We start from the raw sequence: 18,109 nt of genomic DNA on the forward strand, positions 1-18,109 counted from the left end.
CCCCGGTCACCCGCCCCCGAGGCAGCGCCGGCACGCGCGGGCGGCGGAACCGACGCGGACGTGGGAGGCCAGCGTCAGTGCCCCCGCGGCGGCCGCGGCCGCCCACTCGCCCGCCGCGGCCCAGACCGCCGTGAGCGACAGCGCCCCCACCGCGAGGGCGACGCTCATGCAGGTCGCCGTCCGGGCGACGGTCTCCGGCAGCCGGGCCGGAGCCGGGACCAGCCGGCCCAGGGCGCCGGTCATGGCAGCGGCCCCCACGGCGAGCAGCGTGCCCGCCGCGGCGACCGCCCCCAGCAGCCCCGCGAGGAGCACGGCCGGGCCTCCCGGCGCGGGGGCGAACGCGGCGGCCAGGTACCAGCAGGCGATCAGGGCGGGCAGCACGCACGCGAGCAGCCGCGCGGTCTGCCGCGCCTGGGCGAGGCCGAGTTCGGCCTGGAACGCCGGCCGCACCTCGTCGGCGCCGCCGAAGTCCCGCACGGCGCATTCGGCCGCACGGCCCGCCGGCACACCCTGTTCCACGAGGTCGGCCACGGCGTCGGTGAGCCCGTCGTGCGCCTCGCGCAGCAGGCGGGCGCGGACGCGTGCCGGGCCGTGGAGCCCTTCGGCGAGGGCGGCGACATGGCCGTCGACCACCCGGGTCGCCTCGTCCGGCCGCGGCGGGCCGCTCACGTCGCGGCCCCGGGCAGCGGGCGCGGGTCCAGCACGGAGCCGATCGCCGCGGTGAACTCCCGCCAGGAGGCGCGTTCCTCGGCCAGCGCGGCGCGTCCCGCGTCGGTCAGCTCGTAGCACCGGCGGCGCCGCTCCCCGACGGACTCCCAGCTGCTGGCGAGCAGCCCCGCCCGCTCCAGGCGGTTGAGCGCCGGGTAGGTCGTGCCGGTGCGCAGCTCCAGCGCGCCGCCGCTGCGTTCTTGGACGGCCGTGATGATCGCGTAGCCGTGCTTCGGCCCGGACTCCAGGGCGGCGAGCAGCAGGCTGTCGAGATGACCGCGGACGGGATCCCCTCTCATAGGTAGGCAGCCTACCCATTCATTGCCTTGGCGTGCTATGTATTGGCAGCCAACATATAAAGGAGAGGCCGCCCGCACGGCGGCTGCCCCACCTCCGCACAGTCCGTCCCTGGAGGCGTCCGCGGTGACCACGTTCCTGCTGTCCCTGCATGTCCTGGCGGCGATCCTGGCGATCGGCCCGGTCGCCGTCGCCGCCTCGCTGTTCCCCCGCGCGGTCAAGGAGACCGGCGGCGACACGGCGGCGGGCCACGGCCCGGACGGCGGACCGCCGCCGCTCGGCGGCTGGATCACGGCCGCCTTCCTCCACCGCATCTGCCGCGTCTACGCGGTGGTCGGCGTGAGCGTCCCCGTCCTCGGCATCGCCACCGGCGCGCAGCTCGGCGTGCTCACCGACCCGTGGCTGGTCGTCTCGCTCGTGCTGACGACGGCCGCGGCCGTCGTCCTCGGCGCGCTGATCCTGCCCGGCCAGGAACGACTGCTTGCGACGGCCGGCGCGCCCGCCACGGATACCCCCGGCGCTGCGGTCGCCCCCGGCGCCGCGCCCGCCACGACGGCCACCCGCACACGCGCCGCCGCCGCCCGGCTCGCCATGCTCACCGGCGTCTTCAACCTGCTGTGGGCGGTCGTCGTGGTGCTGATGATCGCCCGCCCGGGGTCGACGACGAGCGCATGACGCGACGGGCCACGGTGCCGGGGCCCGCGAGGGTGCCCTCAGCCGCGCACCCGCAGCAGCAGCACCGACCGCGCCGGGACCGTGAGCACCGCTCCGCCCTCGTGCACCGTGCCCGGCGCCTCGGTCTGCTCCTCCCGCGCGGTGTCCACCACCAGCTCGTACGACGCGGCCCACGGCGGTCCGGGCAACCGGAAGTCCACCGGCTCGGCACCGGCGTGCAGCACCGTCAGGAAGCTGTCGTCGGTGACCTGCTCACCCCGCGCGTCCCGGCCCGGGATGTCGCGGCCGGAGAGGAACAGCGCCAGCGTCGCCGACCGGGCGTACCAGTCGGCCTCGGTCATCTCCGCGCCCTCCACGGTGAACCAGGCCAGGTCCCGCAGCCCGTCCGGGGCCTGCGGGCGGCCCGAGAAGAAGGCCCTCCTCCGCAGCACCGGATGGGCGTGGCGCAGGGCGAGCAGCCGTCGGGTCAGGGCCAGCAGCCCCCGGCCCGGCTCCCCGTCCGGCAGCGACCAGTCCAGCCAGCTGATCTCGTTGTCCTGGCAGTAGGCGTTGTTGCTGCCGCCCTGCGTGCGCCCCATCTCGTCGCCCGCGACCAGCATCGGCACACCGGTGGACAGCAGCAGGGTGGTGAGCAGGTTGCGCATCTGGCGCCGGCGCAGCGCGTTGACCGCGGGATCGTCGGTCTCGCCCTCGGCGCCGCAGTTCCACGACCGGTTGTCGTTCGTGCCGTCGCGGTTGCCCTCGCCGTTCGCCTCGTTGTGCTTGTGGTCGTAGCTCACGAGGTCGCGCAGGGTGAAGCCGTCGTGGGCGGTGACGAAGTTGATCGACGCGTGCGGCCGCCTGCCGCCCCACGCGTACAGGTCGCTCGAGCCCGACAGCCGGTAGCCGAGGTCCCGCACATCGGGGAGCGCCCCGCGCCAGAAGTCGCGGACGGCGTCGCGGTAGCGGTCGTTCCACTCGGTCCACAGCGGCGGGAACGCCCCCACCTGGTAGCCGCCGTTGCCCACGTCCCACGGCTCGGCGATCAGCTTCACCCGGCGCAGCACCGGGTCCTGGGCGATCACGGCGAGGAACGGGGACAGCATGTCCACGTCGTGCATCGAGCGGGCGAGGGCGGCCGCCAGATCGAAGCGGAAGCCGTCGACGCCCATCTCCGTGACCCAGTACCGCAGCGAGTCGGTGATCAGCCGCAGCACATGGGGCTGCACCACGTGCAGGGTGTTGCCGCAGCCGGTGTAGTCGGCGTACCGGCGGGCGTCCTGCTGGAGCCGGTAGTAGCCGCGGTTGTCGACGCCCTTCAGCGACAGCGTGGGGCCGAGCTCGCCCGCCTCGGCGGTGTGGTTGTAGACCACGTCGAGGATGACCTCGATCCCGGCCTCGTGCAGCGCCCGCACCATCCGCTTGAACTCGCCCACCTGCTGCCCCGCCGTGCCCGACGCCGCGTAGCCCGCGTGCGGGGCGAAGTAGCCGATGGAGTTGTAGCCCCAGTAGTTGACCAGGTCCCGGCGCAGCAGATGGTCCTCGTGCGCGAACTGGTGCACGGGCAGCAGCTCGACGGCCGTCACCCCGAGCGCGGTGAGGTGCTCGATCGCCGCGGGGTGGGCCAGCCCGGCGTAGGTCCCGCGCAGCTCCTCCGGGATGCCGGGGTGCAGCCGGGTGAAACCGCGCACGTGCACCTCGTAGATGACCGAGTCGGCCCACGGCGTCTTGGGCCTGCGGTCGTCCATCCACTCGTCCTGGCCGCCCGCGTCGTCGTGCACCACGACGGCCTTCGGCACGTACGGCGCCGAGTCCCGGTCGTCGCGGACGGTGTCGGCGACATGCTGCTCCGGCCAGTCCCGGACGTGCCCGTACACCTGCGGCGGCAGCGTGAAGTCGCCGTCGACCGCGCGGGCGTACGGGTCGAGAAGGAGCTTGGCCGGATTCCAGCGGGCGCCCGTCCACGGGTCCCACCGGCCCTGCACCCGGAACCCGTAGCGCTGTCCGGGGCCGATGCCGGGCACGAAGCCGTGCCAGATCCCGTGCGTCAGTTCGGTCAGCGGCATCCGGGTCTCGGCCGCCGAGGGCCCGGGGCCGTCGAAGAGGCACAGCTCCACCCCCMCCGCCCRGCCCGCCCACAGCGCGAAGTTGGTCCCGGCGACCCCGTCCGGGCCCACCCGGTACCGGGCGCCCAGGGGCGTCGGGGCGCCCGGCCACACCGGCCGTGCCGGGGCGCCCGCCGGGCGCCCCCGCGGCGCGGCCGCCCCCGCGAGGGCGTCGCGCACCCCTTCGTCCACCGTCTCCTGCTCGGCTGCGCTCGACACCTGTCGGCCTCCCGCGGCTCGTCGCCCCCGGCCCGATGGCGGGGCACGGACGGGGGCGGACGGCGTCCCGGCCGTTCGCCCCTCGTCTCTCCTCCCGTCATTTCTTCCCGCGCGGCCCCCGTCCCAACATCGCGCCCCCACGTTGCCCGGGGAGGGGGCCCGTCGTTGGGCCTGTGTGAGACATGGACTGAAGCGGGCAGGGCGGCGGGCGGGGCTCGCACTGGCAGGGGCAGGGCTGATCGCGGGGCTTGCCGCGTGCACCGGGGCGGGGACCGGCGGCGAGGGGAAGGCGCGCTCGCCCGAGGAGACCATCCAGGTGACGCCGCGGGACGGCGCGAAGGACGTCGGCCCGGACGGGCCCCTCGCCGTCCGGCTGACCGGCGGCCGGCTGGAACGGGTGGAGGTGACCCGGGTCGAGGCGGCGGGGAGCGCCGAGGTGCCGGGCCGCATCTCCGGCGACGGGCTGCGCTGGGCGCCGGAGGAAGGGACCCGGCTGGGGCTCGCGGCCAAGTACAGCGTCGACGTGGTCGCGCTCGACGGGCAGGGCCGCCGCACCGCCCGGCACACGACGTTCACCACCGCCGTCCCCGAGCGCCGCTTCATCGGCTACTTCAAGCCGGAGAACCGTTCGACCGTCGGCACCGGCATGATCGTCTCCTTCTCCTTCAACCGGGCGATCGAGAACCGGGCGGCCGTCGAACGGGCGATCCGGGTGACCTCCGATCCGCCGGTGGAGGTCGCCGGCCACTGGTTCGGCGCCGAACGGCTGGACTTCCGGCCCCGCGCCTACTGGAAGCCGGGCACCCGGGTGACGGTCGACATGCGGCTGCGGGACGTGGCGGCGGCGCCCGGGTCCTTCGGCATCCAGCAGAAGAAGATCACGTTCACGATCGGCCGCTCGCAGGTGTCCACCGTCGACGCCGAGGCGCACACCATGCGGGTGGTGCGCGACGGCGCGCTGCTGGCGACGGTCCCCATCACCGCCGGTGCCCCGAAGACCACCACGTACAACGGGAAGATGGTGGTCACCGAGATGTACGACGTGACCAGGATGAACGGCGCGACGGTCGGTTTCACCACGAAGGACGGCCGGGGCGAGTACGACATCAAGGACGTCCCGCACGCGATCCGGCTGACCACGTCGGGCACCTTCCTGCACGGCAACTACTGGGCGGACCCGCAGACCTTCGGCAGCGACAACGTCTCCCACGGCTGTGTCGGGCTGCGGGACGACAAGGGCGGCAGCAGCGAGTCCCCGGCCGGCTGGTTCTTCGACCGGACCCTCGTCGGCGATGTCGTCGAGGTGGTCAACTCCAAGGACCGGACGGTCGCGCCGGACAACGGTCTGGGCGGCTGGAACCTCGACTGGCGGAGCTGGAAGGCGGGTTCGGCGCTGGGCTGACCCGTCCCCCGCCTCCCGGGGCACCGGGAGGCGGGCGCAGACGCTTCCGCCCCGCTCCCCGGAGGCGTGCGCACACGCTTCCGCCCCGCTCCCCGGGCGCGGGCACGCACTCCTTCCGCCCCGCTCCCCGGGGGCGGGCGCCTACGGGCTCCGGCCCGCGCCGCCACCACCCTCATCAGCGGTTTCACCGTCCGTCCCGGCGGAGAAGTTGGGACGGAACGGTGACATCCGAGGGGACTTCTCATGACGTGCGGTGTGATTTTCTGATCCCTGTGCGTGCGTGAGGCGCGCGGGGGTGCGGGCCGTGGCGTTGCCAGGCCGTGCGAGGGGAGACGACAACGGTGAACGGGCAGCCGATTTCGGGGGCATCGGTTCGGGCCGGACGCAGGCGCGGGGGCGCCAGGCTGTCCGCGCTGGCGCTGGGGGCGCTGCTGGTGCTGACGGCCTGTGGGGGCGGGGACGACGCCAAGGACGGCGCGCGGTCCGACGGCAAGGGCGGCGGGGGCGCGGTGGAGAACGCCGCCTCCCAGGCGGTGGTGGACATCGCGCCGAAGGACGGCGCCGACGCGGTCGCGACGACCGGTGCGCTGAAGGTGACCGCGAAGAAGGGCAAGCTGACCACGGTCACGGTGCAGGACGACAAGGGCACCGCGGTCGAGGGGAAGATATCCGCCGACGGCGCGAGCTGGGAGCCGCTGCACCACCTGGCGGGCTCCACCAAGTACAAGGTCCACGCGGTGGCGAAGGACGCCGACGGCCGTGAGTCCGCGAAGGACACCACGTTCACCACGCTGGTCCCGCAGAACACCTTCATCGGCCACTACACGCCGGAGAACGGCTCGACCGTCGGTGTCGGCATGCCGGTCTCGATCAACTTCACCCGCGGGATCACCAACCCCGAGGACGTCGAGAAGGCCATCGAGGTCACGGCCGAGCCGAGCGTGCCGGTCGAGGGCCACTGGTTCGGCAACGACCGTCTCGACTTCCGTCCGGAGAAGTACTGGGCCGCGGGCACCAAGGTGACCGTGAAGCTCAACCTCGACGGCGTCGAGGGCCGCCCGGGTGTGTACGGCAAGCAGGCCAAGACCTTCACGTTCACCATCGGCCGGTCCCAGGTCTCCACCGTGGACGCGAGCGCCCACACCATGAGCGTGGTGCGGGACGGCAAGGAGATCAAGAACGTCCCGATCACCGCGGGCGCCCCGTCGACCACCACGTACAACGGTCAGATGGTCATCAGCGAGAAGTACAAGGTGACCCGGATGAACGGCGCCACCGTCGGCTTCGGCGGCGAGTACGACATCAAGGACGTGCCGCACGCGATGCGGCTGTCCACCTCGGGCACCTTCGTGCACGGCAACTACTGGGCCTCCGCCGGGACCTTCGGCTCGGCGAACGTCAGCCACGGCTGCATCGGCCTGCGGGACGTGCGCGGCGGCTACGACAAGGGCATGCCCTCGGCGTGGTTCTTCGACAACTCCATCATCGGCGACGTGGTGATCGTGAAGAACTCCAAGGACAAGCAGATCGCCCCCGACAACGGGCTGAACGGCTGGAACATGTCCTGGGCGGAGTGGACCGCGTAGTCCGCGCACCCCGGAGGCGGGGCCCGGTGCTGTGAGCAACGGCACCGGGCCCCGCGTCGTTAACGACAGCTAACCTCGGGCCATGACTGTTTCCCTCGAAGTCTCCGAAGGCGTCGGCACCATCCGCCTGGACCGGCCCCCGATGAACGCCCTGGACATCGCCGTCCAGGACCGCCTCCGCGAACTCGCCGAGGAGGCGACCCGGCGCGACGACGTGCGGGCCGTGATCCTCTACGGCGGCGAGAAGGTGTTCGCGGCGGGCGCGGACATCAAGGAGATGCAGAACATGGACCACACGGCGATGGTCGTGCGCTCCCGCGGTCTCCAGGAGTCCTTCACCGCCGTCGCCCGCATCCCGAAGCCCGTGGTGGCCGCCGTGACCGGATATGCGCTCGGCGGCGGCTGCGAGCTCGCGCTCTGCGCCGACTACCGGATCGTCGCCGAGGACGCGAAGCTGGGTCAGCCGGAGATCCTCCTCGGCCTCATCCCGGGCGCCGGCGGCACCCAGCGCCTCTCCCGGCTGATCGGCCCCTCGCGCGCCAAGGACCTGATCTTCACGGGCCGGATGGTCACGGCGGACGAGGCGCTGGCGCTGGGGCTCGCCGACCGCGTCGTGCCCGCCGCCGAGGTCTACGAGCAGGCGCGCGCGTGGGCCGGGAAGCTGGCCAAGGGCCCCGCGCTGGCGCTGCGGGCCGCGAAGGAGTCGGTGGACGCGGGTCTGGAGACCGACATCGAGACCGGACTCGCGATCGAACGGAACTGGTTCGCGGGCCTGTTCGCCACGGAGGACCGCGAGCGCGGCATGCGCAGCTTCGTGGAGGAGGGCCCGGGGAAGGCCAAGTTCGTCTGAGATGCGCGGAGTCGGCGCCGCCGACACGCGCGCGTCAATCGCGTGCGTGCCGGCGGCGTGACCCGTCGGGGTGGGTGCGTCCCGCGGCGGCGCGAGCGCCGTCCAAGGGGTCGGCGGCGGTACGCCACTCCAGGTCGGACGGGGTGTCGGTGCCAGAATGCGGCCATTGGCATATGCCTCACGACCCTCCCGGAATGAGGCATTCCAGGGGCTCTATTCCGCCGGATCGCCCACGGCGGTCCGTCTTTGCGGCCATCATGGAGGCATGGCGGGCCTGGAGGGTGCGGGACCACCGCGGCAGCGCGCAGGCGCGACCGCCGCTCGGTGGATTCCGGCCGTGGACGACGAACAGGCGCTCAAAGCGCTGGAGTTGTACGGCAATCCGACGGAGGGTGAGGTACTGCTGCCGTCCCGCCCCGAGTCGGCGGGTGTCGCGCGACGGCTCACCCAGTGCGTGGTGCTGCGGCAGTGGGCGCTGCCCGCCCCGACGTGCGAACACGCCGTCCTGCTCGTCTCCGAACTGGTGGGCAACGCGGTCCGTCACACCGGTGCCCGGGTCTTCGGGCTGCGCATGGTGCGCCGCCGCGGCTGGATCCGGGTCGAGGTGCGCGACCCGTCCCGCGGGCTGCCCTGTCTGATGCCGGTGCAGGAGATGGACGTCAGCGGCCGGGGGCTCTTCCTCGTCGACACGCTCTCCGACCGGTGGGGCGTCGACCTGCTGCCGCGCGGCAAGACCACCTGGTTCGAGATGCGCACGGCCGACCGCTGACCCTCGACCGCCCGCCGTCCCGGGGTGCCCCGATGCACAGAAGCCCCCGGGCGCCGGGGTGGAGGCGCGATGGGGGCTTCTGTGGGGAGCGCCGTGGACGGGGGGGTGTATCCACGGCGGCTGTCGACGACCTGGCCCGGGTCAATGGGGGTCGTGTCATCGACTATGGCATACGGACTCCGTACCTCCAAAAGTCCTTAACGGGACAAAGGGTCACAATCGCCATATTAGCCAAGTGAATCTTAGGTGCAATGGGCCACTGGCCTGGCAATCCATGCATAACTATGGCGATAGTCGGGTGAATCTTTAATGAACCTTCATGCGTTTCTCATGGCGCCAGAGCCCGGTGGCGTCAACCGCGGGCGCGAATCGCCCGCTCCCGGGTGACGTTGCGGGGCGCACCGCCGCGCTCGCGCAAGGGTGATCTTCATGATCACCTCGCTTCTGCGGCGCCGGGCCGCCGTCCTCGTGCTGTCCCTCTCCGCGCTGCTCGCCCCCGCCGCCGCCTCCGCCTCGCCGGGCGCGGCACCCGCGCCCGCCGCGGCCGCCCCCTCGGCCGCGGCCGCCCCCTCGGCCGCGGCCGCCGCCGCGTGCCCCGTCGTCACCGACCGCCTCCACGCGGCCGCCGACCGGCGCGTGGACGTCGAGCGGATCACCCCCGAGCCGGCCTACCGCAGCACCTGCGGCCAGCTCTACCGTGCGGACGGCCGAGGCCCGGAGATCGTCTTCGAGCAGGGCTTCCATCCCAAGGCGCCGCTCGACGGCCAGTACGACATCGAGAAGTACGTCCTGGTCAACCAGCCGTCCCCGTTCGTCTCCACCACCTACGACCACGACCTGTACAAGCAGTGGAAGAGCGCCTGGAACTACTACATCGACGCCCCCGGCGGCGTGGACGTGAACCGGACCATCGGCGACACCCACAAGTGGGCCGACCAGGTCGAGGTCGCCTTCCCCGGCGGCATCGCGCGCGAGTTCATCGTCGGCGTCTGCCCGGTCGACAAGCAGACCAAGCGGGAGATCATGGCCGAGTGCGTGGACAACCCGCACTACGAGCCCTGGCGCGGCTGAACCCCGGCCCGGCCGGCCCGTCGGCCGGTCGGCCCGCCCTGAGCAGGACCTCCGACCCCACGGGGCGGAAACCCGCCGTCCGGAACGCCCGCACGCTGCGGGCGTTCCCCGGCGCCTGCTGCGACCAGAGCACGGGCGCCGGCACCAGATGACGCGCCGCCCGGGCCAGCAGCGGCCCCAGACCCCGGCCCCGGGCCTCCTCGTCGACCTCCACCGCGACCTCCCACCGGCCGGCGAGCCCGCGTCCCAGCACCAGGACCCCGCCCTCGGCCGCCCACACGCGGACCTCGTCCCGCCGCTTCAGCGCGGACACCACCCGCGGGTGGGCGCGGTCCCCGATCTGGCGCAGCGGCAGCGGCGGCTCCCCGGGCAGCGCGTCCGCCACCGTGAGCAGGTCGATCGTGTCCGTCACCCGCCCGGTCCGTGCCATCAGGGCGCACAGGAAGCCGGGGTTCATCGCCGCGGCCAGCGGGTCCGCCGCCGTCGCCGCCAGCTCCCGGCGCACCCAGTCGGGGTCCTCGTCGGTGAAGACCACCGAGTGCGCCGTGAACGCCACCACTCCCGCGTCCCGCGGCGACGGCTGCCCGACGACCGTCACACCGCCGTCGGACGGCGGGAAGACCCCCCGCCCCGCCGCGTCCAGGACCGCCGCCAGTTCCCCGCCCATCACATGCCTCCCCGCCTCCGGTGCCGGCCGTACCGGCCTGCTCTCCATGATCGGCCCCTGGGCCGATAATCTGGCCCCGTCAGTTATGCACCAAGAAGGGGTGGACCCGGTGGCGGACATCGAGGCAGCACGCAAGGCGTTCGACCGTTACGACGCGGACGGCGACGGCTTCATCACGGCGGCCGAGTACAAGACGGCGATGGCCCAGATGGGCGACTGGAACGTCACGGAGTCCGTGGCCGAGGCCGTGATCGCCGCACGCGACACCGACAAGGACAAGCTCCTGTCGTTCGACGAGTTCTGGGCCCACCTGAACAAGGCCTGACGGTGCGGACGGCGGCGGCCCCGGCGGAGAATCCGCCGGGGCCGCCGCCGTCCGCCGTCGTGGAGGTGTGCTCAGGGAAGGACGACGTCGCGGCCTTCCCTGCCTTCGAGGACGTCCTCTCCGGTGCCACCGCAGACGAGGTCGTCGCCTCCTTCGCCGTCCAGCGCGTCGTCGCCGGGGCCGCCGAGGACGATGTCGCGGCCGTCCCCGCCCATGGCGTGGTCGTCGCCGGGGCCGGCGTACACGGTGTCGTCACCGCCGTAGCCCTCGATCATGTCGTCGCCCCGGCCGCCCCACATCCGCTGGTCGCCGTCGTCACCCATCAAGTGGTCCGTGCCGTCGCCGCCGTGCAGGACGGCGGGGCCCATGACCATGTCGTTCCCCGCGTCGCCCAGCACCGTGCGGGCGGTGTGGGCGTGCAGTTCGTCGTCGCCGGGGCCGCCCCTGACGGTGCCGACCCCGGGGCTGAAGGCGGCGATGGTGTCGTCGCCGTCGCCGAGGAAGGCGTCGATCCTGTCGGGCCGCGGGCTGTCGGCGGGCAGTTCGCAGACGACGGAGGTGGGATCCCCGGCTCCGGAGTAGGCGCAGTGGTCGCCCGGTTCGAGCGGGACCACGTCGCGGAAGCCGATCCGCCGGATCCCGTCGCTGGTGTACATGGAAAATATGCTGAGGTCGTTGGTCTGCCCCGCAGCGGCGGTGAAGACGATCGACTGGGTCGTCCAGTCGGCTGCGACGCGGGCCTTCGCCCCGGTGGCGGTGGCAGGGGCGGCGGCTGCCGGGCCGGCGGCGAGGCCGGCGGCTAACAGGGTCGCGGCGACCGCGCTGACGGCGGCTCGGTTCCGGTTCATGGGACCTCATCTCGGGGGAACGACGGTGGTCCGATCCGGTCGGCGCGGTGCTGCCGGGGCCGGACGGACGCGGACGTGAAGGCAGTCTCCCCTGCCGTCCCGGATCCGCAAGACCGCGGACTGACGCAGCGTCATGCCCGGCGCCCACGCTTGTCACCAACTTTGTTTGCTTCATTGACATTTGGCGTGGGAGCCCTGATGTTGGGAGCGCTCCCACGACAGTCTCGCAACTGGAAGGAGTTCCCCCCATGCGCAAACCGACTCCCCTGACCGGCCGTTCGCGGTCGCCCCTCCACCGGCCTCTCCAGGCACTCGTCATGCTGTTCGCCGTCATCGCCGGCGCGCTGACATGGTCGGCCCCCGCCCAGGCTCACGGCACCATCGTCGGCCCCGCCAGCCGCGCGTACCAGTGCTGGAAGACGTGGGGCAGCGATCACATGAACCCGGCCATGCAGACCCAGGACCCCATGTGCTGGCAGGCCTTCCAGGCCAACGCGGACACCATGTGGAACTGGATGAGCGCACTCCGCGACGGCCTCGGCGGCCAGTTCCAGGCGCGGACCCCCGACGGGACGCTCTGCAGCAACAACCTCTCGAGGAACGACAGCCTGAACAAGCCCGGTCAGTGGAAGACGACCACCGTCGGCGACAACTTCTCGGTCCACCTGCGCGACCAGGCGTCCCACGGTGCCGACTACTTCAAGGTCTACGTGAGCAAGCAGGGTTACGACCCCAGGACGCAGACCCTGGGCTGGGGCAACCTCGACTTCATCACGCAGACCGGCAGCTACGCCCCGGCGCAGGACATCACGTTCCCCGTCCAGACCTCCGGCTACACCGGACATCACATCGTGTTCGTGATCTGGCAGGCCTCGCACCTCGACCAGGCCTACATGTGGTGCAGCGACGTGAACTTCGGCTGAGCCGAGGAGCACCGCACACGGCACCGGGAAGGGCCCCGACAGCGCCGAGGGACACGCGCGCGCTGTCGGGGCCGCTCCTCAGCACTCGATGATGTTCACCGCGAGGCCGCCGCGCGCGGTCTCCTTGTACTTGACGGACATGTCGGCGCCGGTCTCCTTCATGGTCTTGATGACCTTGTCGAGGGAGACCTTGTGGCTGCCGTCGCCGCGCATCGCCATGCGGGCCGCGGTGACCGCCTTGACGGCGGCCATGCCGTTGCGCTCGATGCAGGGGATCTGCACCAGGCCGCCCACCGGGTCGCAGGTCAGGCCGAGGTTGTGCTCCATGCCGATCTCCGCGGCGTTCTCCACCTGCTCGGGGGAGCCGCCGAGCACCTCGGCCAGGGCGCCGGCCGCCATCGAGCAGGCCGAGCCGACCTCGCCCTGGCAGCCGACCTCGGCGCCGGAGATGGAGGCGTTCTCCTTGAAGAGCATGCCGATCGCCCCGGCGGCCAGCAGGAAGCGGACCACGCCCTCCTCGTCCGCGCCCGGGACGAAGTTCATGTAGTAGTGCAGGACCGCGGGGATGATGCCGGCCGCCCCGTTGGTGGGCGCCGTCACCACGCGGCCGCCCGCCGCGTTCTCCTCGTTCACGGCCATCGCGTAGAGGGTGATCCACTCCATCGCCAGCGCCGCCGCGTCCCCCTCGGTGCGGAGCTTGCGGGCGGTGGTCGCCGCCCGGCGGCGGACCTTGAGCCCGCCGGGCAGGATGCCCTCGCGCGACATGCCGCGCGCGACGCAGGCCTGCATGACCCGCCAGATCTCCAGCAGGCCCTCGCGGATCTCCGCCTCCGAGCGCCACGCCTTCTCGTTCTCCAGCATCAGCGCGGAGATCGACAGGCCCGTCTCCCGCGTCAGCCGCAGCAGCTCGTCACCGGTGCGGAAGGGGTACTTCAGCACGGTGTCCTCGGGGACGATCGGGTTCTCGCCCGCCACGGCGTCCTCGTCGACGACGAAGCCGCCGCCGACCGAGTAGTACGTCTTCTCCAGCAGCGCCTCCCCGTCGGCGCCGTACGCGGCCACGGTCATCCCGTTGGCGTGGTACGGCAGGGCCTTGCGGCGGTGCAGGACGAGGTGGTCGTCGTAGGAGAAGCCGATCTCGTGGACGCCCAGCAGGCTGATGCGCCCCTCGGCCCTGATCCGCTCCACCTGCTCGTCGGCGGTCTCGACGTCGACCGTGCGCGGGGAGTTCCCCTCCAGGCCCAGCAGCACCGCCTTCGGGGTGCCGTGGCCGTGGCCCGTCGCGCCGAGGGAGCCGAAGAGCTCGGCCCGTATGGAGGCGGTGTGTGCCAGCAGACCCTCGTTCTTCAGGCGCCGGGCGAACATGCGGGCGGCGCGCATCGGGCCGACCGTGTGGGAGCTGGACGGGCCGATGCCGACCGAGAACAGGTCGAAGACCGAGATGGCCACGGGAGACTCCTTGTGGGGGTGGTAGACGCCGTTGTCCGCCGGTGGTGCGGCAATACGTGCTGACGTGGTGCGGGGCACCGCGCGCACTGTCCAGTGTGCGCGGTGCCCCTTGTGCCGTGCTCGTGGTCCGGATTACAGACCGGGGTACAGCGGGTGCCTGCCGGCCAGGGCCGTCACGCGGGCGCGCAGGGCGGCCGCGTCGTACTCCGGCTTCAGCGCCTCGGCGATGATGTCGGCGACCTCGCGGAAGTCCTCGTCCTGGAAACCGCGGGTGGCCAGCGCCGGCGTGCCGATCCGCAGACCCGAGGTGACCATCGGCGGCCGCGGGTCGTTCGGGACCGCGTTGCGGTTGACCGTGATGCCGACCTCGTGGAGGCGGTCCTCGGCCTGCTGGCCGTCCAGCTCGGAGTTGCGCAGGTCCACCAGGACCAGGTGCACGTCCGTGCCGCCGGACAGGACGGAGACGCCGTGGGCGGTGACGTCGTCCTTGACCAGGCGCTCGGCGAGGATGCGGGCGCCGTCCAGCGTACGCTGCTGGCGCTCGCGGAAGTCCTCGGAGGCGGCGATCTTGAAGGAGACCGCCTTGGCCGCGATCACGTGCTCCAGCGGACCGCCCTGCTGACCGGGGAAGACCGCGGAGTTGATCTTCTTGGCGAGCTCGGCCGTCGAGAGGATCACACCGCCGCGCGGACCGCCGAGGGTCTTGTGCGTGGTCGTGGTCACGACGTGGGCGTGCGGCACCGGGTTCGGGTGCAGGCCCGCGGCGACCAGGCCGGCGAAGTGCGCCATGTCGACCATCAGGTACGCGCCGACCTCGTCCGCGATGCGGCGGAAGGCGGCGAAGTCCAGCTGCCGCGGGTACGCGGACCAGCCGGCGACGATCAGCTTCGGCTTGGACTCCTTGGCGAGCTTCTCGACCTCCGCCATGTCGACCTGGCCGGTCTGCTCGTCGACGTGGTAAGCGACCACGTTGTAGAGCTTGCCGGAGAAGTTGATCTTCATGCCGTGGGTCAGGTGACCACCGTGGGCCAGGTTCAGGCCCATGATCGTGTCGCCCGGCTTCAGCAGCGCGAACATCGCCGCGGCGTTGGCCTGCGCGCCCGAGTGGGGCTGCACGTTGGCGTGCTCGGCGCCGAAGAGCTCCTTGATGCGGTCGATCGCGATCTGCTCGACCACGTCGACGTGCTCGCAGCCGCCGTAGTAGCGGCGGCCGGGGTAGCCCTCGGCGTACTTGTTGGTGAGGACGGAGCCCTGCGCCTCCATGACCGCGACCGGAGCGAAGTTCTCCGAGGCGATCATCTCGAGGGTGGACTGCTGGCGGTGGAGCTCGGCGTCGACGGCGGCGGCGACGTCCGGGTCCAGCTCATGGAGAGGGGTGTTCAGGAGCGACATGGGGAAGATCCTCAGTTCCCGGAGAACTCGGTGTACTCGTCGGCGGAGAGCAGGTCGTCCGGCTCCCCGGTGACGCGCACCTTGAAGAGCCACCCGCCCTCGAAGGGCGCCGAGTTCACCAGCGACGGGTCGTCCACGACGTCCTGGTTCGCCTCGACGACCTCACCGGTCACCGGCGAGTAGAGGTCGCTGACGGACTTGGTCGACTCCAGTTCGCCGCAGGACTCGCCCGCGGTCACGCTCTGGCCGACCTCCGGGAGCTGGGCGTAGACGACATCGCCGAGCGCGTTGGCCGCGAACTCGGTGATGCCGACCGTCGACACGCCGTCCTCGGCGGCCGACAGCCACTCGTGCTCCTTGCTGTAGCGCAGCTGCTGCGGGTTGCTCATGGGCTGAATTCTCCTGTACGCGGGGCAGTGGTGGTGAACGGGAGGGGAGTGCGGGGAGTCACTTCGCGCGCTTGTAGAACGGCAGCGCCACGACCTCGTACGGCTCGTGCGTACCACGGATGTCGACGCCGACACCCTCGGTTCCGGGCGCGGCGTGGGCCGCGTCGACGTAGGCCATGGCGATCGGCCTGCCGAGCGTCGGGCTGGGCGCGCCCGAGGTCACCTCGCCGACGACCTCGCCGCCGGCGACGACCTGCATCCCGGCGCGCGGCACCCGCCGGCCCTCGGCGATCAGGCCGACGAGCTTGCGCGGCGGGGCCTGCTCGGCGCGCTCGGCGGCGGCGGCCAGCGCCTCGCGGCCGACGAAGTCGCCGGCCTTCTCGAACTTCACGACGCGCCCCAGGCCCGCGTCGAACGGGGTCAGCGCGGTGGTCAGCTCGTGCCCGTACAGCGGCATGCCCGCCTCCAGGCGCAGCGTGTCACGGCAGGACAGGCCGCAGGGGACGAGGCCGGCGCCCTGGCCGGCCTCGGTGAGCGCGGTCCACAGCTTCTCCGCGTGCTGCGGCTCGGTGAACAGCTCGAAGCCGTCCTCGCCGGTGTAGCCGGTTCGGGCGATCAGGGCGGGGACGCCGGCCACGGTGCCGGGCAGGCCCGCGTAGTACTTCAGGCCGTCCAGGTCCGCGTCGGTCAGGGACGCGAGGATGCCCGGGGACTCGGGCCCCTGGACGGCGATCAGCGCGTAGGCGTCGCGGTCGTCGCGCACCTCGGCGTCGAAGCCGGCCGCGCGCTCGCGCAGGGCGTCCAGCACGACCTGGGCGTTGCCCGCGTTGGCGACCACCATGTACTCGGTGTCGCCGAGGCGGTAGACGATCAGGTCGTCGACGATGCCGCCGTCCTCGCGGCAGATCATCGTGTACCGGGCCCGGCCGGGGCCCACCGTCGAGATGTTGCCGACCAGCGCGTGGTCGAGCAGGTCGACGGCACCCGGGCCGGTGACGGTGATCTCGCCCATGTGCGAGAGGTCGAACAGCCCGGCCCGGGTGCGGACCGCGTGGTGCTCGTCGCGCTCGCTGGCGTACCGCAGGGGCATGTCCCAGCCCGCGAAGTCGGTCATGGTCGCGCCCAGCGAGCGATGCAGGGCATCGAGCGCGGTACGGCGGGGGGAAGTGCTCATAGGTATGGCTCCCAGGGCATGGCGGCGAGGACAATCCTCCCCATCTGTCATCGGAACCTGAGAGGTTCGCCGCGACCCCGCGTACGGATGGTCGTGACTTGCACCTTGGGTGGAGCCGGGTGTGAGCGCGGCTCGCTTTTCAGATCTGCCTCATCGCACGCGGTACGGGGCCTGAGAGATTCAAGGGAGGAACTTGCTCCTTCGGCGCCCGCCACACCAGGTGGCAGGGACTCTCCCGCGCGGATTCAAGCGGCCTGTATGGAGTTGGCGCGCACATCATTGCATGCCCGCGGGCGAAGCGGGGGAGTGCGGTACCAGGCAGCGATGCGTGACGGTACGCACGCGGCCGGTGACACAGACCTCACCCGCGGTGCCGAAATCGGTGGATTCGTATTACCAATTCTTTACACTTCATGGGTCAGGTTAGAGGGCAAGGGTCGGACGACGCGACAAGGGGGAGCGTGATGACGTTGCAGAGGTCCGGTGCATACGCCGCGGCCACGGGGGTGCCCGCTCCGCCGGGCGTGCCCGTCCGCGGCCTGCTGGACGCGCCCGCGCCGGTGCTGCGGGACCTGCGCGAGCGCGCGGGCCGCAGCCCGGGGCGCCTCGTCTTCGGCGACGGGGACCTGCTCGTCGTCTCCGGCCTGCCCGGCAGCGGCAAGACGACGCTGATCCAGCGGACGGCGCCGGATCGCGGCATCGACTCCCAGGACACCCGCGACCGCTGGGACGCCCGCATGCCGGGGAGCCTGCCGTACGCCGTCTACCGCCCGCTCGTCCGGCTCGCCCACTACGCGGGCCTGCGCCGGGCCCTGCGCTCCGGCCGGAGCGTCGTCGTCCACGACTGCGGCACCCAGGCGTGGGTGCGCCGCTGGCTCGCCCGCGAGGCGGCGCGGCGGGGCCGCGCCCTCCACCTGCTCCTCCTCGACGTGCCGCCGAAGGTCGCCCGCGACGGGCAGCGCGAGCGGGGGCGGGGCGTCTCCGGCTACGCCTTCGCCCGCCACCGCCGCGCCGTCGGCCGCCTCGTCTCCGACGCCGAGTCCGGCCGCCTCCCGTCCGGCTGCTCCTCCGCCGTCCTCCTCGACCGCGACGCGGCGGCCACCCTCCACACCCTCGCCTTCGGCCACCCCTGACACCCCCCGCCGACCGGACTCAGCCCCGCCCGCGTCGTGAGACGCAAGGGGTTGCGTTCCAGCCCCGCCGGCGTTCGAGGCGCGGGGGTCCGGGGGGCGGGGCCCCGGCAAGGCGCCGCGCGGACGGGCCGTGCACGCCCCGAGCCCC

General features: G+C 72.5%; 18 protein-coding genes and 1 riboswitch. Of the genes, 9 read left to right on the forward strand and 9 right to left on the reverse strand.

What is annotated here, in order from left to right:
• Positions 1–6: 6 nt before the first annotated feature.
• Together EAO77_RS13405 and EAO77_RS13410 are read right to left on the reverse strand one after the other, a co-directional pair.
• Entirely contained in the window at positions 7–669 is a 663-nt protein-coding gene (locus tag EAO77_RS13405) for a permease prefix domain 1-containing protein (RefSeq protein WP_147988222.1), read from the reverse strand.
• A complete protein-coding gene (locus EAO77_RS13410; RefSeq protein WP_147988223.1) occupies positions 666–1,007 on the reverse strand; it encodes a PadR family transcriptional regulator in 342 nt (113 codons plus the stop codon). The genes EAO77_RS13405 and EAO77_RS13410 overlap by 4 nt, the downstream gene beginning before the upstream one ends.
• Before the next feature lie 124 nt (positions 1,008–1,131).
• On the opposite strand from EAO77_RS13410, the gene EAO77_RS13415 reads away from it, so the two are divergent.
• On the forward strand, positions 1,132–1,680 hold the full coding sequence (locus tag EAO77_RS13415) for a hypothetical protein (RefSeq protein ID WP_147988224.1): 549 nt from the start codon (positions 1,132–1,134) through the stop codon (positions 1,678–1,680).
• A gap of 38 nt (positions 1,681–1,718) precedes the next feature.
• Here EAO77_RS13415 and glgX read toward each other — a convergent pair whose 3' ends face one another.
• Positions 1,719–3,983, reverse strand: a complete 2,265-nt coding sequence (gene glgX / locus EAO77_RS13420; protein ID WP_147988225.1) for a glycogen debranching protein GlgX — start codon at positions 3,981–3,983, stop codon at positions 1,719–1,721.
• Between the two features lie 175 nt (positions 3,984–4,158).
• On the opposite strand from glgX, the gene EAO77_RS13425 reads away from it, so the two are divergent.
• The 5 genes from EAO77_RS13425 (at position 4,159) to EAO77_RS13445 (ending at position 9,661) form a co-directional block, all read left to right on the forward strand.
• Positions 4,159–5,385, forward strand: a complete 1,227-nt coding sequence (locus tag EAO77_RS13425; protein WP_147988226.1) for an Ig-like domain-containing protein — start codon at positions 4,159–4,161, stop codon at positions 5,383–5,385.
• A gap of 341 nt (positions 5,386–5,726) precedes the next feature.
• A complete protein-coding gene (locus EAO77_RS13430) occupies positions 5,727–6,971 on the forward strand; it encodes an Ig-like domain-containing protein (protein WP_147988227.1) in 1,245 nt (414 codons plus the stop codon).
• 82 nt (positions 6,972–7,053) lie between these two features.
• On the forward strand, positions 7,054–7,821 hold the full coding sequence (locus EAO77_RS13435; RefSeq protein WP_147988228.1) for an enoyl-CoA hydratase/isomerase family protein: 768 nt from the start codon (positions 7,054–7,056) through the stop codon (positions 7,819–7,821).
• A 265-nt stretch (positions 7,822–8,086) separates the two neighbouring features.
• On the forward strand, positions 8,087–8,590 hold the full coding sequence (locus EAO77_RS13440; protein ID WP_147988229.1) for an ATP-binding protein: 504 nt from the start codon (positions 8,087–8,089) through the stop codon (positions 8,588–8,590).
• A gap of 429 nt (positions 8,591–9,019) precedes the next feature.
• A complete protein-coding gene (locus EAO77_RS13445) occupies positions 9,020–9,661 on the forward strand; it encodes an ADP-ribosyltransferase (protein WP_187283204.1) in 642 nt (213 codons plus the stop codon).
• Here the strand turns inward: EAO77_RS13445 and EAO77_RS13450 are convergent.
• Positions 9,612–10,328 carry a GNAT family N-acetyltransferase gene (locus EAO77_RS13450; protein ID WP_261993991.1) on the reverse strand — a complete coding sequence of 239 codons (717 nt, stop codon included), beginning with the start codon at positions 10,326–10,328 and terminating at the stop codon, positions 9,612–9,614. The two genes, EAO77_RS13445 and EAO77_RS13450, sit on opposite strands and share 50 nt — an antisense overlap.
• A 109-nt stretch (positions 10,329–10,437) precedes the next feature.
• Between EAO77_RS13450 and EAO77_RS13455 the strand changes: the two genes are divergently transcribed.
• Positions 10,438–10,653 (forward strand): EF-hand domain-containing protein, encoded by a 216-nt coding sequence (locus EAO77_RS13455; protein WP_147988231.1) that lies wholly within the window; start codon positions 10,438–10,440, stop codon positions 10,651–10,653.
• Between the two features lie 71 nt (positions 10,654–10,724).
• Here EAO77_RS13455 and EAO77_RS13460 read toward each other — a convergent pair whose 3' ends face one another.
• The gene (locus tag EAO77_RS13460; protein ID WP_147988232.1) at positions 10,725–11,501 is read right to left on the reverse strand and encodes a calcium-binding protein; all 777 of its coding nucleotides are present in this window, start codon (positions 11,499–11,501) and stop codon (positions 10,725–10,727) included.
• Between the two features lie 317 nt (positions 11,502–11,818).
• Here EAO77_RS13460 and EAO77_RS13465 point away from each other — a divergent pair, with 317 nt between their 5' ends.
• Positions 11,819–12,424: a lytic polysaccharide monooxygenase gene (locus EAO77_RS13465; protein WP_147989112.1), complete on the forward strand. Its 606-nt coding sequence runs from the start codon at positions 11,819–11,821 to the stop codon at positions 12,422–12,424.
• 78 nt (positions 12,425–12,502) lie between these two features.
• Here the strand turns inward: EAO77_RS13465 and EAO77_RS13470 are convergent, their stop codons facing one another.
• The 4 genes from EAO77_RS13470 to gcvT form a co-directional block, all read right to left on the reverse strand.
• A complete protein-coding gene (locus EAO77_RS13470; protein ID WP_147988233.1) occupies positions 12,503–13,873 on the reverse strand; it encodes an L-serine ammonia-lyase in 1,371 nt (456 codons plus the stop codon).
• A gap of 132 nt (positions 13,874–14,005) precedes the next feature.
• Complete coding sequence (gene glyA / locus EAO77_RS13475; protein WP_147988234.1) at positions 14,006–15,265, reverse strand: serine hydroxymethyltransferase; 1,260 nt, start codon at positions 15,263–15,265, stop codon at positions 14,006–14,008.
• An 11-nt stretch (positions 15,266–15,276) separates the two neighbouring features.
• Entirely contained in the window at positions 15,277–15,654 is a 378-nt protein-coding gene (gcvH, locus tag EAO77_RS13480; RefSeq protein WP_147988235.1) for a glycine cleavage system protein GcvH, read from the reverse strand.
• Positions 15,655–15,712: 58 nt separating this feature from the next.
• On the reverse strand, positions 15,713–16,828 hold the full coding sequence (gcvT, locus tag EAO77_RS13485; RefSeq protein WP_147988236.1) for a glycine cleavage system aminomethyltransferase GcvT: 1,116 nt from the start codon (positions 16,826–16,828) through the stop codon (positions 15,713–15,715).
• A 150-nt stretch (positions 16,829–16,978) separates the two neighbouring features.
• A riboswitch (glycine riboswitch) is annotated at positions 16,979–17,076 on the reverse strand.
• 216 nt (positions 17,077–17,292) lie between these two features.
• On the opposite strand from gcvT, the gene EAO77_RS13490 reads away from it, so the two are divergent.
• Positions 17,293–17,961 (forward strand): AAA family ATPase, encoded by a 669-nt coding sequence (locus EAO77_RS13490; protein WP_147988237.1) that lies wholly within the window; start codon positions 17,293–17,295, stop codon positions 17,959–17,961.
• Positions 17,962–18,109 lie beyond the last annotated feature (148 nt).

The organism is Streptomyces sp. T39, assembly GCF_008042045.1.
Lineage (GTDB): Bacteria > Actinomycetota > Actinomycetes > Streptomycetales > Streptomycetaceae > Streptomyces.

Bases quoted from the DNA above. Each gene is read 5' to 3' on its own strand.
- gcvT (WP_147988236.1), bottom strand. From the start codon at position 16,828: ATGAGCACTTCCCCCCGCCGTACCGCGCTCGATGCCCTGCATCGCTCG.
- EAO77_RS13460 (WP_147988232.1), bottom strand. From the start codon at position 11,501: ATGAACCGGAACCGAGCCGCCGTCAGCGCGGTCGCCGCGACCCTGTTA.
- EAO77_RS13435 (WP_147988228.1), top strand. From the start codon at position 7,054: ATGACTGTTTCCCTCGAAGTCTCCGAAGGCGTCGGCACCATCCGCCTG.
- EAO77_RS13465 (WP_147989112.1), top strand. From the start codon at position 11,819: ATGCTGTTCGCCGTCATCGCCGGCGCGCTGACATGGTCGGCCCCCGCC.
- EAO77_RS13490 (WP_147988237.1), top strand. From the start codon at position 17,293: ATGACGTTGCAGAGGTCCGGTGCATACGCCGCGGCCACGGGGGTGCCC.
- EAO77_RS13450 (WP_261993991.1), bottom strand. From the start codon at position 10,328: ATGGGCGGGGAACTGGCGGCGGTCCTGGACGCGGCGGGGCGGGGGGTC.
- EAO77_RS13445 (WP_187283204.1), top strand. From the start codon at position 9,020: ATGATCACCTCGCTTCTGCGGCGCCGGGCCGCCGTCCTCGTGCTGTCC.
- gcvH (WP_147988235.1), bottom strand. From the start codon at position 15,654: ATGAGCAACCCGCAGCAGCTGCGCTACAGCAAGGAGCACGAGTGGCTG.
- EAO77_RS13440 (WP_147988229.1), top strand. From the start codon at position 8,087: ATGGCGGGCCTGGAGGGTGCGGGACCACCGCGGCAGCGCGCAGGCGCG.
- glyA (WP_147988234.1), bottom strand. From the start codon at position 15,265: ATGTCGCTCCTGAACACCCCTCTCCATGAGCTGGACCCGGACGTCGCC.
- EAO77_RS13410 (WP_147988223.1), bottom strand. From the start codon at position 1,007: ATGAGAGGGGATCCCGTCCGCGGTCATCTCGACAGCCTGCTGCTCGCC.